Source organism: Kosakonia sp. R1.Fl (assembly GCF_023516815.1).
Lineage (GTDB): Bacteria > Pseudomonadota > Gammaproteobacteria > Enterobacterales > Enterobacteriaceae > Kosakonia.
The window spans coordinates 1,885,078-1,901,886 of the sequence record NZ_JAMGSQ010000001.1 but is presented as its reverse complement, the minus strand read 5'-3'; the positions used below and the strand labels follow the sequence as shown (position 1 = coordinate 1,901,886).

Below are 16,809 nucleotides of genomic sequence, written 5' to 3'. Positions count from 1 at the left end.
AAATTACTCACCCTTTGCAGATTAACAGGAAAAACCCATGACGCAACTCAACGCACTGGCTGCGCCCACTTCAACACGCTATTTCGCGCTAATAGCGCCATGCATCGCCCAGGCGCTGATCGCGCTGGATTACGCTATTGTCTACGTTGCGCTACCGACGCTGGCGCACGATTTACAGCTCTCGCTTAGCGCGATGCAGTGGGTGGTGTCGCTCTACGGCCTGACCTTCGCCGCGCTGCTGTTGCTTGGCGGAAATTTGTGCGATCGCGTTGGCGCTCGGCGCATTTACAGCGCCGGCATGGCGCTGTTTTTACTGGCGTCCGCCCTCGGTGGGCTGGCACACAGTGGCGAACTGTTGCTGATTGCCCGCGCCGGGCAAGGCATCGCCGCCGCGCTGTTGCAACCAGCGGTGCTGGCGCTGATCGGGCAACGCTTTCACGGAGAGCCGCACCGCCGCGCGCTGGCAATCTGGAGTGCGATTGGCGCACTCGGGCTGGTGGCGGGCGTGGTGCTCGGCGGCGTACTGACAACGCTAAGCTGGCGGGCCATTTTTTTTATCAACCTGCCACCAGGCTTGCTGGCGCTGTGGCGGGTGAAGCGCGATTTTCAACATCTGATCCCGCAAAGTGAAGCGCCACGAACTGGCGTGGGTGCGCTGGTTGGCTGCGCGGCTGCTGGCGCGCTGGTGTGGGCGTTAATGCGCTATGGCGATACGGGCGCGGCAGATTTTTTCGCCAACCGGCTGGCGGCAGCGATGTTGTTGCTGTTTATTTTGCATGAACGCTTTGCCCCGCAACCGCTGTTATCACGCGCCTTGCGCAGCCTGCCTGGCTTGCAAAGTGGCTGGCTGAGCAGCGCCTGTTATATGGCGAGCGTCGGCAGCCAGTTCTACGCCATGACACTGTTGTGGCAACAGACATTACGACTCGATGCCGTCGCCACCGGGCTGCTGTTCACGCCGCTGGCGCTGCTGATTGTGGCAGGCAACGCGCTCTATACCCGGCTAGCGGCGCATTATGCCAGCGCAAAAGTGCTAATGGCAGGGTTTGCCAGCGCTGCGCTCGGCCTGTGGCTGCTTGCCATGTCGCTGGAAACCCTGCTCTCGCCCGCGTTTATACTCGGCATTGCGCTGAGTGGTATTGGCCACGGGCTGATTTACCCGGCAATGTTTGCCGTGGGGTTAACGGCAGTGCCAGCGCACCAGCAGGGTCGCGCCAGCGCACTGATGATTACCAGCCAGTACATCGCCGGAGCGATGATGCTCGCAGTCATTTCCGTGCTGCTGGGCGCGAAGCCGGACTTAACAGCGTGGTCAACCGTGTTTCATCTGCTGTGTGGCGCAGCAGTGGCAGGAATGGTGATCGCACTCTGCGCACGAGAGCACCAATAGCGCGGTTACGACTTACTCCACTTCTCGCAAAACGCGTCGATGCACTCATCCTGAAAATCAGCCAGCCGCTCGATGATGGTCTCCAGCGGCCAGTTCCACCAGGCAATTTGCTGCAGCTGATGGCCGATGTGCGGCGCGAAGCGCAAGCGGATCGTTTTTGCCGGGACACCGCCGACGATGGTGTAAGGCGCGACATTTTTACTCACCACCGCACCGGCGGCGATCACCGCGCCATCGCCCACGGTGACGCCAGGCAACACAATGGCCGCGTGGCCTATCCAAACATCATTGCCAATGATGACGCTGTCGCCACGGCGACGCGCAAAAAAGTCGTGATCGCGCGTGGCGCTGGCCGAGTAGTACTCCGGGCAGTAGGTGATGCGATGCTGCGACGGGCGTTCCATCGGATGATTGGGCGCGCCGATACGCACGTTGTTGGCAATCGCCACAAATTTACCGATCTGCGCATCGGCGACGGTGCAGTATTCCCCCAGGTAGGAGAAATCCCCCAGCGTGGCGTACTCCATCAGGCTGTTGGCCAGCACTTCACACTGCTGACCAATTTTGCATTCGCGTATGCGCACGCTGGGGTCTATCCAGGTTTCGGCGAGTTTTACGAGCTTCATCGGTGGTTTCCCCTCATGACAGATCGCGCTACTGTATGCCGGTTCTGTGTAGGGAAAATGACGGGTATGGCGGGGAAAACAAAGCTACATCAAAGCGGCTTAATATCATTGAGCGATTAGTGTTACTTCGCGTTGTCCTGCATCCAGCTACGTTTCAGATGCAGAACATAATCCCGCACCTGCTGCTCCAGCTCGTTGCTGTGATACATCTCGATGCATTTCATCGGATTAAGTTTGATGTTATTCCCCAGGTGAGAGAAATACTGACGCGCCAGAAACTGATCGGCCAGTTCCCGCATCTTGCCCGCGTCGTTTTCCGCAGCGTACTCGCTCCAATTATTCAGGCCGTTGGGCTGGCAGAAGCACCTTTACTGGCAGCCGGTTCACTGACGTACGCTTTTGCCACACAAAGTGTCAACGCAGCCTCCTTGTCATTTTGCGCATAAGTACGGCGCGCAGCAGCAGAACGTTCAGCGGCAGTGCTAAACGATATGTAATCAATAAAACAACAAACATTTTTTCATGGTAAAGCCGGAAGTTGGTATGCCCAGTTTTATTATTAAAGCCGGGTTCGTTGAAATAATAGTGTTCATCGCAATGAGCAATATTGTGTTGCGTAGCCAGTGGCATTGCTCCAGCCAGATAATTTAAAGCGTGTTGACTATTTTCCCCAGCAGTTCATCGATCGCATAAGGAAAAGGGATAGCAAAGTCAGGCGCCACTAACGTTACTGAAAAAAACGAACAGCGCCAGTCACATAACGCGGCGTCCCCGCCCATATTTGCACCGCCTCCCTACTATTTGTAATGGGCTGCGCATAAACACTGAGACGTTACACCTGGCAGCGCCTATATTTACCCGCGATAAGTCATGCGATTGCCGCATTATTCTTAATCTTATAAGATATTACTCAAAGACAAAGCATTATGAATACAGGGAAAAATGATGATTAGGATAAAATGGCTATTCCTGCTGGTTGCGTTATTTATTGTCGTTAAGGTTATTTTCTTCATTGCGAATGATGACAATAAAATAAAAGAAGATGTAACCCCGCCAGTAAAAGCTGTTGATACGCCTCATGAAGGCTACAAACGCTATCAGGCAGGTTATGGACTGAGCCTTGAACTGCCTGAAGCGTGGGTGTTGATGTCAGCAGAACAAGCCAAAGAAATTGAAAAAGTTAGCGCGTCTGTAACCGGCATTCCGCAGAGTGCAAAAAACCTGTCACTTTCAGCGAATGCAAACAGAGAAGGCAAGCTAAACACCGCGACAGTCAAAGTGGTTTTTACCGATAACATGATCGAACGTGATGACTTGATCCACTTCAGCCGAAATGATGTCGATGATGTGTGTGAGGTGATCTCCTCATCAATAGCGCCAGCTTTGAAAAAGATCAACAGCGAGCTAACCAGCGCTGTTAACTGCTCTCTGTCCAGTGTGAATGGCGCTCCCGCTTTTCTTGCTGAGTTTCATCGCAAAGGTATCCTCGACAATGACGACTGGGAAATAAAGAACTATCAAATCCCGCTTGATGAGAAAACAGCAGTACTGACCGTCTCCTATAACACCACGAGCCAGGCCAGCAAAGATGAAATTGATAAGGTTTTGCACAGTGTGAGGTTTCGCTGACATAGGCTTAGCATGTTCAGCTTTTGTGATAGTGGTCAACGTTGCGCAATGCTGGCCACTATCAGCATGTTAGGCTTCCGTTTGCCGATTCAATTCGGCATCCTTAACTACATATTATGCAGAATAGTTATTTAAAAATTGCAGTCTTATATTATTTTTATTTCTAATAGTAAAAACCAGTGATTGTGCATATATAGAAGCCTTAACTAATTAAGGTCGCCATGAAAATCTCTCAATGCTATATTAACATATTCTGTATGCTCAAAATATCTCATAAGGAAATCGAAATTAAAGAAAGGCGACTTTGTATTATTAAAGACATCATGTTTAATGGACGTATCCCTTTGCTTATTGAATATCTCTTGTGATTTGTTAATTATTTTAACCTCATCCATATTGAAAGTGCTTTTAAAATCCTGCATCTGCAATAGAACATCTCGGTCATCAAACTGAAGACTTAAACGACCCGAGAAAAATATATACAATCCTATATTGGAATCCGTGTAATCCAAACTCTTTCCAGATAGCCAGACATATTTACTCCCAGTAGAAAAAGATACGGGAAGAGTGTGATAAATTTTTTCTATCCCATTATCGAGACATACACAATATGTGACATCCCCTTCGGCAACTATTTTTGCTCTTCTCAATAAGAATGATGCTACTGAATCCTCGCCATCATACCTGTCAGCAAATTTAGCAATTACTCCTTTAGGATTTTCAGCAATGGCATGACTACACCAAAGGTCTTTATCAGCGTTTATTTCAAGGTTTTCTACACTCACAACGATTTTGTTAGTCTCACCACAGGGATCTATCGCAAAGTAAGAATACAACCCAGAAGTATTATCCAGGTTAAGCAAAGCCGGATACCCGTCAGTGATATTGATATTGTAATTCATTACTGCCCCTCTCATTTACGTTTAAAACTATATTCAGTTACAGTTTTATTATTAATTGGTGTTATGCCATCAGACTGAGTATAACCTGAATTTTGCAAAATTTTTTTCTCGGTTAATATAAATCCATTTTTTGTGGCTATTTTTTCAATATTTCTTATTTCCGGATTACTCCAGGTTCCCGTCACCAAAACCACCCCATCAGAAGCTAATACTCGTTGAATTTCAGAACCAAAAGGCTCGAAACCATACGGATTCTCCATAACGATCTTACTTTGCGAGCCTGAAGCTATCTGTGACAGGTCATTCGCATCTCCGGCATGAACACCATTTGCCATAGGATAGTCCGGACTCGATATGTTGTATGCACCTGAGATCGGTCTATTTCCTGCGCCTATATTTAACGTTCCCCCAGTCTGCGGAGCAGATAAGAATCCTGCCTTTTCGGCATCTTTCGCTAGCTGCTGGTTATATACAGTATTAGGTTCTTTGTTATTTAAATTAACCGTGCTTTGGCCATTCTGTTTAATCCGTTCTAGTGCCGCTGTTTCGGATTCGATCAAAGATGGCGATTTTATATCAACCCCAGCAGGTGCTTTCATGCCAACCGCAGTAGCTGCAAGAGTCAGCGCCGAGTTAGCTCCATGTTCCAGAAGAACCAACATCCTGGCGGCTTCTATACTTATAGACAGACCTGTCGCTAAATTTTGAGCCTTAAATTCCTCAAAGGCTTTCGCATCTTTTACTGCCAGCTCAAACTGTAGAGAGATAACTTCCTTCTGACCATCATACTGATCTTTATACTTATTCAGCAGGTAATTGTAATAAGGGTCATCCTTTTTCAGAGTGCCTTCATAGGACTGTCCTGCTAAGGCAAGCTCTTTTCTCATGAAGCCACATTGCTCTGATGTAAGTTGGTGGCAAGCGGCATCAATAGCTTTATTACGCGCCTCGCTAAGCTCCTTCCAGCGATCAATCTCAGCTTGCGCCTTCTCCTTTTCCTCCCCTTTCAAGTAAGGAAGTTTGCGTTCTAAATCCGTCTTCGCTTTATCTTCATCTGCATATAAATAATTATTCTCAACCGTCGTTTTCCCGGCCTTAGCCGCTGCAGTTGCCGTTTCTGTGCTGTCGCCTATCAATCCGCCCGCGAGACCCGATGCCAGCGTCGACAATGCTGCAATGGTCTGCTTCTCTGTTTCAGTCAACTGCGAAGGATCTTTACCGTACACCTGCTTTGCAAGAAGTATCCCCGTCGCTTCACCTACTACCGCGCCAGATGCACCTACCAGAGCATCCTGCCCCTGCACTTTTGCCAGCACGGCGTTGACCACAGCATGGGCCATAATCCCTGCCATTGTGTTGTTTTCGGTGATATTTTTACCGATTTCACTGGCAATATATGGCGCAGCGGCTCCCGCGAGTGCAGCATTGATATTGCCGCCCGCAAGCCCACTGACAGCGGCGGTAGCTGCGGTGATCGCGCGCTGCACATCGCTGCCGGTACCGGTGTTTTCGGCAATGTGTTTGTACTCTGGCGTATTACGTAATTCCGCCAGTTTTTGCAGACGCTCTTTCTCAGGCAGCCCCTCAAGCGACGTGCCGGTTTTGGCCATCGCCGCTTTCAGTCCATCGATGTCGCTCTGCGTGCGCACAATATCGGCCACCTGATTACCGATATCGCTGACCATCTGCACGGCCTGCAGGCGATTCTGCTCTTTCTCTTTATTGAAGATGGGACTAATGGCGTCGTTGGCTTTCGTCACATCTCTTTGCAGCCCGCTGACATCCTGATGCTGGTTCGCCGTGTCGCGAACCGTAATTGAGCCCTCTGAAACCGCAGCCTCGGTAGTACCGCTTGCATGTCCGGAACTTCCGACACTGGACATAAGCGTACTGGCAGCGTTGATCGCACCCTGACCCATCAGGTTACCTGAAGAGCTGAAGCCACCGCCGGAGTGCGAAACTTTGTAATCTGCTTTATTGATAATGTTGCCGTAGCCAAGCGTACCGGTATCAAGGCTGTTTTTATCTGCTGTAGCCGTGCTGCCAATTGCCCCGCCATTGAGCTGGGTATGGTTGCCGACCGTGACATCAAAGCCACCTTTACCGGCAAAAATCCCACTCTGCTCTGCAACGCTGTCGAAGGTGCTGTGCATTTTGTCCTGGCTAAAATTGATATAGCCGGAACCCGTCATGCTGCCGAAGGTGAAACTGCCGCCCGCGCTGACACTGCTCTGTTTCGAGTCGTAGTTATTGCTGTCCTGCAGGCTGGTGACCGTCAGGTTGCGCCCGATATCCGCCGTCACCTGATCACCACTGACCTGCGCGCCGATTAATGATGCATCCTGCCCGCTGCGTAAGGACACCTTGCCACCGCTGTCCAGCGTGGTTTCAGTCCAGTTCGTGCCGTCACCCTTCTCGTTGCCCTTCGCCGCATTCACATTGGCAAAGACGCTCAGACCCGCGCCACCCTGGCCAACCCCAAAGCTGACGCCAACTCCACCGCCGCTGCTGCTGTTGCTCCCGGTAGTTTTCTGCGTGTTGGCGGCGCCTGTCAGAAGGATATCCCGCGCTGCATCCAGGCTGGTGTCGCCACCTGCTTTCATACTGCTGCCGGCAATCACGATATCGCCGCTGTTTGCCTCGTGGTTTTTCCCGTTAGCTTTAATTGTCAGGTCATTGCCGGCATTCAGCGTCGAGCCGCTGACCTGGTCTGATACCTGGTGCTGTTCAGATTTTGATTTTTGCGTGGTCAGCGAGATGCTGACGTGGATACCGGAATCGGGTTCACCCGTCGTATCCGCCATCTCTTTACCCTGAACCGCCTGGTAACCTGAAAGCACCGATTTAGTGGCCTGCAATGCAGCCAGCCGGGAATCACTTTGCTTTGATGCAGCCTGCGCTGTCGTCACTGCGTTGTTGACGGCGTCCACCACAGCACCCGTGAGTGCAACAGTCAGCCCGCTGCTTTTCTGCTCGAATTTCTGATCGGTGGTGCGTTTGTCGTGACCGGGGTCGATAACCACGCTGTCGCCGCTCAGGGCGAGATCGTTTTTGGCGATAAGGTCTGAGCCGCCAACATGCAGTTGATTACCCGCAGTGACCGTCACATCGCCACCGTTGCTGCCCACGGTGCTCATGCTCTGGCTCTGGGTGGTGCCTTTCTCTTTCAGATCCTGTTTGGTTTTGCTGGAACCGATGGTGAAACCGATGCCGCCGGAGCCCATCAGGCCACTCTTTTTCTTCTCTTTAAACTGCCAGTTCGAGTCGGTATTGGTGGCGGCGGTGATATCAACATTGTGGCCCGCACTGAGCGCCACATCGCCGTCACCCACCACGGATGAACCTTTCACCAGCAGGTCATGGCCGGATTTCACCGTCACGTTATCGCCGCTCAGCAGCGTTCCGGCTTCGCGCGTGGCGCTCTGCTCGGAAATGGTGTGCGTTTTGGTTTTACTGAGGAAACCGCTTTTGGTTTTGGTCTCTTCTTTGTAGTGATAATCGCTTTCGGTGGCGGTGGTCAGGTTGACGTTGCGTCCGGCCTGCACGCCGATATCGCCTTTCGCATTGACCTGCGCGGCTTCGGCGTTCATATCGCGTCCGGCGAGGATCGTGGTTCCCGTGCCGCTGGCGATTTCGGTGCCCTGCTGGCGCACCTGCTCGTTGATCACCGTTTTCTTGCTGGCTTTGTAGCTGTCGCCCTGAGTGGTGGCTTCCGCCAGCAGATTGATATCGCGCCCCGCCTGCATGCCGACCTGTTGTTCAGCCGCCAGCCCGGCGGCGTGTGAATTGATGTCCTGGCCTGCGGTGAGTATCAGGTTATTGCCCGCGCTGACGGTGGTGCGATCAAGCCCGGTGCTGTGGCTTTCGCTTTTGCCGTTGCGGGTGTTATTACTGGTCTGCTGCGCGTTGAGGTTCAGATCGTGGCCCGCTGACAGCTTCGCGTCTTTCCCGGCGCTGACATCGCTGGCGCTGAGCGTCAGGTCGTTACCCGCCTGCATGCCAAGGTTGCCGCCGGCAGTGATACCGCTTCCCTGATACGACACCTGCTCGCGGCCCGTTGCCGTCTGGCGGAGATAACCCGCGTTAAAACCCGACTGGCTGTACGCGTCATTTTTCTGAATCGCGTTAACGGCGATATTGCCACCGGCATCCATCAGCAGATCGCCGCCCGCTTTCAGCGTGGCACCGGTCAGGGTGATATCTTTACCCGCTGCCAGCGACAGGCCATCGCTGGCGGTAATGCTGGCGATAGTGCCAAGCGTGGTGTTTTTGAGGCTGACCGAGCCATATTTGCTTTTCGCATCCAGCACGAACTGATCGGTCAGCGTGACGTTATTAATGCTGCCGTCGAGACTCTCCAGCGCCACGGTTTTGCCGCTGATGGTGGAACTGAGGTTGCTGATATCGCCAATGGCGCTGAGACTGACATTGCCGCCCGCTTTCATCAGCGCATCGTTGCTGTTGGTGATGGCCCCGTCGCTCTCCACGCTGAGGTTGTTGCGCGCCAGCAGCGTGCCGCCGGTGTTGGTGACACTGCCCCCTTCGAGGCTGACATTGTTCCCGGCAATCACACTGCCGTTATTGACCGTGACATCTTTCGGCGACAGGTAGACTTTCGGGATCAGTACCGTTTCGCCATTGATGGTGGCGCTTTCCCACCACAGGATGCTGTGATCGAGCGCGGCGATTTGATCGGCATTGAGCGCCACACCAAACTGCAGCCCCAGCGGCTGCTGTGCGTTAGCGGCGTTGTCCATCAGATACTGCATCTGCGCGAGATCGGAGCCAATACCGTTCAGATAGCGGTTACCGGTCTGGTTCAGCACGACATTGCTGACATAGCGCGTGTCAAACGCCGCATCACCGAGGAAGCGGTAGTCATGATCCGGGTTGAGTTTGATGCGATCCAGCATGTAGGCGGAACCGAGGAACTGCTTCTCATCGGTGTAAGTGCTGCTGGTTTCGCGCGGGGCGGCAGATGGCGTCACGCCGAGCAGTTTGTTCAGATCGCCAAACAGGTTCGGGTCAAGCTGACCAAGGCCGTCGAGTTTCGGGTTAACGGTGATGAGGTACGGGCTTTTCGGGTTAGCCGACACCACAAAGTAGCCGTTATTACCGGAAGGCAGCGGGTACGCGCTGGTATCAACGGATTTCCCCTGATGCGCGTCGAGCGCGCCAGTGCTGGTGTTTTTCAGCGCCGCACTGGTGACACCCGCGTTTGTCAGACTGCCCGCACTGCCAAGGCTGGCGCTGCCTTTCTGCTGGCTGCCGATGTTTGCCAGCGCGGCACCATTTGCGCTGGCATTATCCAGCGCGCCGCCGCCGTTAATCTGCTGCAGGGCGTTGTGCAGTTGATCCTGCCACTGCGGGGAATTCACCGGCACCGATCCAGCGGCGAGCGTCTGTTTTGCCACGCTACCGCCAATACTCTGATTGCTCAGGGTATTCAGTGATGGAGCGGTAATGGTGCCGCTGACGCCACCGGCATTGGCGGTTGTGCTGGTGTTACTGATATTGCTGCTGAAGTTTGCGCTGACATTGCCACCGGCCTGGATAACGGCGCGGTAAAGCTGGCCCTGGGTGGTCTCAATTTCATGTCCAATCAAGGTATAAGCAATATTCTGCACATACTGATCATATCTATCGCTTTTATTTCTTAAACCGCCCGCAGGAATCGCAAACTCAGCATAGGTTACGTCCTTGCCTGTTCCATATTTATAAACCAGAACGTCTGAGGCAACGCTGTTTTGCCAGCTCTGGTTGTTAAGCTGCGCCCCCTGCAATAACAGATTATTAGCGCTGACTATGTCGCTGGCTTTGTTATCAAGCACACTGGCTGAAATAACGGCATTACGGCCAGATGCGATTCGTGCGCTTCCGCCACTACTGCTGACATCCGTCCGAGTTTCACTTAAAACAAATTTTTGGGTGTCATATCCTTCGAACGGCGCATAGTGATAAGTCGTTTCTGTCCATGAATCACACCCACCATCAGCTCCTGCACAGCTGTTGCCTTCCACATAGGCTTTAACCGTGTAGTAACCATAACTTCCCGTAGGGAGCAGCGAATAATGTACGCTCAGGGTAGGCTTACCCACGCCCGTAACACTTTGAGCGGTTGTTGACGTTGTCGTGTTAGTGACCAGTCCATCCCTTGTATTCAGCAGGTGCCCGGTATTAATGGTGATATCGCCGTTGCGGGTTTCAATATTACCGGAGGTGTTCACCACCTCGCTGTTGGCATTGCCCGCCGCGTCGCGCTGCAGCCTCAGGTTGTTGCCCGCCAGCATATCGCCGCGCTGGTTGGTGATGCTGCCGGCGTACAGCGCCAGGTTATTCGCCGCGTACAGCAGCGCGGTGTTCACAATACTGCCCGACGCACTGAGCGTCAGGCTGCCGAGTGTGCCGGCAAAGCCGTTCGCCGTGATGTTGCCCCGGCTCGCCAGCGTCACATCGCCGCCGCCCTGCAGCGAACTGTTGCCGTTGAGCACAATGGCGCTGCCGCTTAACGTACTCGCGCCGCTGCCGGTGGTGATTTGCCCGTTGTTGGTCAGTTGCCCGCCTGCACTCAGGTTCACCGCCTGGCCCTGCATCACGCTCTGGTTATCTATCGCCCCGTTACTGGTGACACTCAGGGTTTTTCCCGCCGCCAGCGCAGTTTTACCGGTAAACGCATCGGCCAGTTGCAGCGTCAGGTTGCCGAGCGCCACGATTTGCCCCAGCGCGTTGAGCCCGGTCGCCCCCACAAACAGGTCTCCGCCGCTGAAGAGCCTGCCGGCGGCGGACTGGTTCACCTGCGCGGCGTTCACCGTCAGCTGGCGGCTGCCCAGCAGCGTGCCGTTGTTGGTAAGCTGGCGGTAATTCAGCGTCAGGTCATTCGCCTGGGTGGTGCCCTGGTTCGTGAAGGTGTCGCCGGTAAGCGTCATCCGGTCGGCAAGCAGCGTACCGGTCGCGGCATTGTTCGCCGCATTCAGAATCAGGTCCGTCGCCTGCAGCCAGCCTGCGCCGCTGTACTGCGGGGCAGTCAGCGTCAGCATCCCGCCGGAGAGCAGTTTCCCCTCGTTGCGCGCCTGCGTGGCGGCAGTAATCCGGGTGTCACCCGCGCCCTGAATCAGCCCGTAGTTGAGCAGCTGCGGCGTGGTGAGCGTCAGCCCCTGCCCGCTGACCAGCTGCGCGCCGGCATTGTTGGTCAGCATGTCTGCGCTGACGGTCACGCCGCCGCCCTGGATGTTACCGGCGTTATCGACACGCTGCGCCGTCAGGTTCAGCGCCCCGTTGCCGGCAAGCTGCCCGCCCGCCAGCTGGGTGAACGCGCCGGAGAGCGTCGCGGTCAGCCCGTCGCTGCCGCTGATAACACCGCCGTTGCTTAGCGAACCGGCACTGAGAGTCAGGTTTTTCGCCGCCCACTGGCCGCTGTTCGTCAGCGACAGCGCCTTCAGTGCCGCCGTGCCCATGGCGGTGATTTTGCTGCCTGCTGCGGACGTCAGATTGCCCGCCAGTTGCAGGGTCAGCGCCCCGGCGCTCTGAATGGCACCGCGGTTATCCAGCGACTGCGCCGCCAGCAGAATGTTATTGCCCTGCCAGGTGCCGGTGTTGTTCACACTCCCGGCGGTGATATCCAGCGTGCCCTGCGTCAGCAGCGAACCGGCGTTAATCAGCTCCAGTTGCGGGGCAGCCATCGCCATCCGCGCCATCAGGGTCGCCGTGGCCTGGCTGTTATCCAGCGCCAGACTGTCGAGGCCGGTCAGCGTGCCGTTGTTAGTGATACGACCTTCATGTGCCGACAGCGTTTTGCCCTGCACGCTGCCGTTGTTGGTGAGTTGTTGCCCGCGCAGGGTGATGTCCCCGGCGCTGAGCAGTTGTCCGTCGTTGTGCAACGTCTGCGCACGGAGCGTCATCGCTCCCTGGCTGGTAAGCGCGCCCGGCAGTGCCAGCGTGCCCGCCACATCCGCGTTCAGACTGCCCTGGCTCAGCAGCGAACCGCCGAGCGTCCAGTCATCCGCCGTCACACTGACCCGCCCGCCCTGCAGGGTGCCTCCGGTATTCAGTTGCCCGGCGTTCAGCGTAAAATCGCCGCCGCTCAGCGTGCGCGAGTTCGCCCCGGTGACCAGCGTGGCAGCATCCGCACGCAGGCCGTTCGTCCCCTGCAACAGCCCGTTGCTGGTGAGTGTGGTGGCTGTAAGTGTCAGCGTGTCGCCGGTAATGCGCCCGGCGCTGGTAATGGCGTCTGCCCGCAGGTCTGTTACACCGCCGCTGACCATCTGTCCGTCACTGGTGAGTGCGCCGCTGTAGACACCGCTCAAACCGTGCAGCCCGTTGATGATGTTGCTGTTGTCGAGCGTGGTGCCGGTGAGCGAAACCGTCTCGCCCTGCAGCGTGCCGGCGTTACGCAGGCTGCCGCCGTCAAACGTCAGCGCACCACCGGAAAGCCAGTTACCGGAGGCGGTGTTGATGATACTGCCTGCGTGCGCCTGTGCCTGCTGCGCGCCCTGAATCAGGCCACTGTTGGTCAGCGTGTTGCCGGTCAGGGAAACGGCGTTGCCGGCAATCTGTCCGCTGTTGCCGAGCGCATCCGCGCGAAGCAAAGCCGCATGGTGCGCCAGCAGCGTGCCGCTGTTGTCCAGTGTGCTGTCAGAGGTGATATCCAGCGCGTCCGCTTCCAGGCTGCCGCTGTTCACCAGTTTGCCGGCATGAAGCGTCAGGGCATCCTGCACATACAGCAGCCCCTGGTTCTCCAGCGTACCGAGGTTTAACGCAAGCAGTCCGCCGCTTGCCAGCTGGCCGTTGCGGCCATTAAACAGGCTCTGCGTGGCGAAGGTCAGGCTGTGATTGCCCTGCAGAATGCCGTTGCTGGTTATCACTGGTGCCGTCACGGCGAGGTCGTTTGCCGCCAGCGTGCCGTCGTTGTTCAGTTGTGCCGCGCGGATATCCGCCTGGCCCTGGCTCAGCATCTGCCCCTGGTTAGCGAGTGTGCCGGTAACCTGTACGTTCAGGGCGTCCTGCGCCTGCACCATGCCGCTGTTGTGCAGGCTGTCCGCCGTTGCGGTCAGGGTTTTCCCCTGCATCCGGCCCGCGTTGTCCAGGGTTTTACCCTGCAGTGCCAGACTGCCACCGCTGACAAGCTGCCCGTCCGCGGTAGTGGTCAGCGTGCTGCCATCCCACGTCAGCCCGTCCGTCCCCTGAATCAGACCGCTGCTTTGCAAATCGCCGTGCAGGGCGAGCACTTTCGCCATCAGCGCGCCGCTGTTCGTACTGTTCTCTGCTGTCAGCGTCATCCCCTGCCGGCTGACCACCTGGCCCTGGTTATCCAGCGTGCCGCTGACCGTGGCAGTCAGGCCGCTCTGCCCGAGAACCGTGCCGGTGTTCATCCACTGCCCGGTCGCGAGATTCAGCGTGTCGCCCTGTATCTGCCCGGCGTTGTCCAGCCGGTCATTTTTCAGCGACACCGCGCCGTTACTGAGCAGCAGGCCGCCCTGCTGGTTAGTCAGCGTGGTACCGGAAGCGGTCAGCAGCGCCGTGCCCTGCAGCGTGCCGCTGCTGGTGATGTCAGCGCTGTTCAGCGTCAGGTTTTTCGCGGCAATCAGGCCGCTGTTGTTCAGTTGCGGGGCATTCAGCGTGGCGACGTCGTCCGCGACAATGCGCCCGTGCGCCGCGTTATTCACCTGTTGCGCCAGCGTCAGCAGCAGCGTGGTGGCACTCAGGTTGCCCTGGTTATCGAGGGTCTGCCCGCTGAGGTTCAGCGTGCCCGCCGTCGCCAGTGCCCCGCTGTTGGTGGTGGACTGTGCCGCCAGCGTCAGCGCGTCGTCGCCCTGCACGCTGCCCGTATTACTGAGCGTGTTCGCGGTGATGCCGGTGTTTTTTGCCGCCAGCACGCCACGGTTGCTGATGTCATCCGCCGTCAGGCTGAGCGTGTTATCCGCCAGCAGCCGTCCGCTGTTCTCCAGGCGGGCGTAGTCGCTGAACAGGCTAATACCATTGATTTCGCCGCTGCTGGTCAGGCTGTTGCCATGCAGATGCAGGTCACCATCGGTGGTGATTAACCCGCTGTTGTTCAGCTGCGGGATGGCAAGCGTCAGGTCTTTTGCAGAATAGAGCGTGCCGCCGGTAAGGTTTTCCAGCCAGTCCGTCTGCAGGTTCAGAGCCTGTGTGCCCTGCAGCAGCCCGCTGCTGGTGATATGTGTGCTGCCGAGGCTGAGCGTATCCGCGACCAGCGTACCGCTGTTGTTCAGCGCACCGGGGGCGGTCAGGGTGATGGCTGACGCATTCGACTTCCCGCCGTGACTGACGGATTTTGCCGTCACGCTGAGCGTGCCTTTCGCCGCGTGAGTGCCGTTCAGCGTGGCGTTGTCAGCGGCCGTCAGGGCCAGGTCACTGCCGCTCTGCAGCTGTGCCTGCTGGCGGGTCTGCAGGTCAGCCGCTTTCACGCTCAGGGCCTTACCGGCATTCACCTGCCCGCCGATATCAGCGGTGGTCTGCGCAGTCAGCGTCACATCGCCTTTCGCGGTAACAGTGGAGCCGGTGCCGGTAGTCAGCGCGCCGGCCTTCACGTTCAGGGAATCGTCTGCGGCCAGGGTACCGTTGTTCTGTACCCCATCGCCGGAGGCAGTAAGCGTCTGCCCCTGCAGTGTGCCGCCGTTATTCAGTGTGGAGGTGGTGGCCGTAAGCTGGCCTTTTGCCGCTACCGTCCCCTGGTTATCCAGCCGGGTGACCGTAAGCCGTGTATCGTCTTCGGATAGCAGCGAGCCGCTGTTGTGCAGCGCATCGCCGGTCACACCCAGCGACTGGCCCTGCAGTGTTCCGCTGTTGTTCAGCGTGGACGCCGAGGCGGTGAGCTGATTTTTCGCGGCGATGGTGCCCTGGTTATCCAGTTGTCCGGCGGTAATGCGGGTATCCCCCGCCGCCATCAGTGTGCCGCTGTTGTGCGCCGTCTGGCTGTTAATCTCCAGCGCCTGCCCCTGCAGGGTGCCGCTGTTGTTCAGGTTGCCTGCGGTGGCCGTCAGTTGCCCTTTCGCCGTTATCGTGCCGGCATTATCCAGCTTATCCGCCGTTATCCGGCTGTTGCCGCCGGCGGTCAGTTCACCCTGCCAGCTGATACCCTGCGCATCCAGGGTGACGTTACCCGCCGCACTGAGCTGGCTGGCTGCATCACCGTTAATCTGTTTTGCGCTGAGCGCCGTCTGCCCGGCAGCGATTTTGCTGGCCGTCAGCGTGGTGTTACCCGCTCCAGCCAGCGTCAGTTTGCCGTCCGCCGCCAGCGTGGCGGTGTTCAGTGCCATATCCTGCGTGCTGTTAACCGCGATATCACCACCCGCTTTATGGCTGCCGGTGAGCGTCACGCCGTCGCCCTTCGCCGTCAGCGACCCGCTGGTGACACTCTCCCGGACGGTCATTTTCCCGTTCGCATCAAGCGTGATATCGCCCTGGCGCGCCGCCAGATTGCCGAGGTTCACCCCCACGCCTTTTTCCGTGGAGACCAGGTGAATACGGTTGGCATACATGCCGCCGAGCGCGCCGGTATCCACCGCCACCACCGGTGCCGCGCCCTCGCCGTTGATAGCGGTCGCCTTACCGCTGGCATCCACCCGGTTCGCCCCGGTGGTGACCGTTAAATTCTTCGCATGTATAGCAGCGTTGACTTCGGTGGCACGGGAAATCAGTGACAGCGCGTCGCTGCCGCTGGCATTCAGCCCCTGGCCTTCGACGGTGATGGTGCCTTTTGTCACCTCGAGAGCCGAGAGGTTGCCCGACGCGTCAAACTGCGGTTTGCCGGTGGTCAGCGTCGCATTCGGCGTGTTGATAAAACCGCAGCCGTTACAGGTGATGCCGTACGGGTTGGCGACCATCACGTTGGCGGCTTTCCCCGCCACTTCGGTGTAGCCCTGCAGCTGTGAGCGGCTGCCGCCGGTCACTTCGTTGATAATGCCCTTCGCTTCCTGCCCGGCCTTCAGGTTCGGGTTGTTCTGGATAAGCCCGCCGAGTTGGGTCTGGTTCAGCTGTCCGGTGGCGTTGTTGAGGATGAGCCCCTGCTGGCCGACGTTGTATTCGTTAAACTGGTTGTGCGAGATGCCCGCGCCGTTCGGCGTGGCAATGTTCACCACCGGCACGCCGTTGCCGGCTTTGTCCATGCTGGCCGGGCCGGTCGGCGTGATGGCCGCCGCGAAGGAAGGTGCCACGGGCTGCCAGACCAGCAGGCCGATAATCAGCCAGCTGAGTGCGCGCTGCGAGAAACGAACCGGTTTATCGGTATTCATCCTTGTCTTCC

The 16,809-nt window shown here is 56.8% G+C and carries 7 protein-coding genes; 2 read left to right on the top strand and 5 right to left on the bottom strand.

The features are described 5' to 3' along the window. Positions 1–37: 37 nt before the first annotated feature. Complete coding sequence (locus M8Q36_RS08830) at positions 38–1,390, top strand: MFS transporter (RefSeq protein WP_249880630.1); 1,353 nt, start codon at positions 38–40, stop codon at positions 1,388–1,390. A gap of 5 nt (positions 1,391–1,395) precedes the next feature. Here M8Q36_RS08830 and M8Q36_RS08825 read toward each other — a convergent pair whose 3' ends face one another. The 3 genes from M8Q36_RS08825 to M8Q36_RS08815 form a co-directional block, all read right to left on the bottom strand. Next, positions 1,396–2,016, bottom strand: coding sequence for a DapH/DapD/GlmU-related protein (locus M8Q36_RS08825; protein ID WP_249880629.1), 621 nt, complete (start codon positions 2,014–2,016; stop codon positions 1,396–1,398). Positions 2,017–2,138: 122 nt separating this feature from the next. After that, a complete protein-coding gene (locus M8Q36_RS08820; protein WP_283946043.1) occupies positions 2,139–2,360 on the bottom strand; it encodes a T6SS amidase immunity protein Tai4 family protein in 222 nt (73 codons plus the stop codon). A 70-nt stretch (positions 2,361–2,430) separates the two neighbouring features. Further along, a complete protein-coding gene (locus M8Q36_RS08815; protein WP_249880627.1) occupies positions 2,431–2,646 on the bottom strand; it encodes a hypothetical protein in 216 nt (71 codons plus the stop codon). A 312-nt stretch (positions 2,647–2,958) separates the two neighbouring features. Here M8Q36_RS08815 and M8Q36_RS08810 point away from each other — a divergent pair, with 312 nt between their 5' ends. Further along, a complete protein-coding gene (locus M8Q36_RS08810; protein ID WP_249880626.1) occupies positions 2,959–3,645 on the top strand; it encodes a hypothetical protein in 687 nt (228 codons plus the stop codon). Positions 3,646–3,851: 206 nt separating this feature from the next. On the opposite strand, the gene M8Q36_RS08805 is transcribed toward M8Q36_RS08810, so the two are convergent. Together M8Q36_RS08805 and M8Q36_RS08800 are read right to left on the bottom strand one after the other, a co-directional pair. Continuing rightward, complete coding sequence (locus M8Q36_RS08805; RefSeq protein ID WP_249880625.1) at positions 3,852–4,547, bottom strand: hypothetical protein; 696 nt, start codon at positions 4,545–4,547, stop codon at positions 3,852–3,854. An 11-nt stretch (positions 4,548–4,558) separates the two neighbouring features. Continuing rightward, entirely contained in the window at positions 4,559–16,798 is a 12,240-nt protein-coding gene (locus M8Q36_RS08800) for a hemagglutinin repeat-containing protein (RefSeq protein WP_249880624.1), read from the bottom strand. Between the last annotated feature and the right edge of the window lie 11 nt (positions 16,799–16,809).

Coding starts and splice junctions, on each gene's coding strand:
- M8Q36_RS08830 (WP_249880630.1), top strand. CDS start 38: ATGACGCAACTCAACGCACTGGCTGCGCCCACTTCAACACGCTATTTC.
- M8Q36_RS08825 (WP_249880629.1), bottom strand. CDS start 2,016: ATGAAGCTCGTAAAACTCGCCGAAACCTGGATAGACCCCAGCGTGCGC.
- M8Q36_RS08815 (WP_249880627.1), bottom strand. CDS start 2,646: ATGCCACTGGCTACGCAACACAATATTGCTCATTGCGATGAACACTAT.
- M8Q36_RS08810 (WP_249880626.1), top strand. CDS start 2,959: ATGATGATTAGGATAAAATGGCTATTCCTGCTGGTTGCGTTATTTATT.
- M8Q36_RS08805 (WP_249880625.1), bottom strand. CDS start 4,547: ATGAATTACAATATCAATATCACTGACGGGTATCCGGCTTTGCTTAAC.
- M8Q36_RS08800 (WP_249880624.1), bottom strand. CDS start 16,798: ATGAATACCGATAAACCGGTTCGTTTCTCGCAGCGCGCACTCAGCTGG.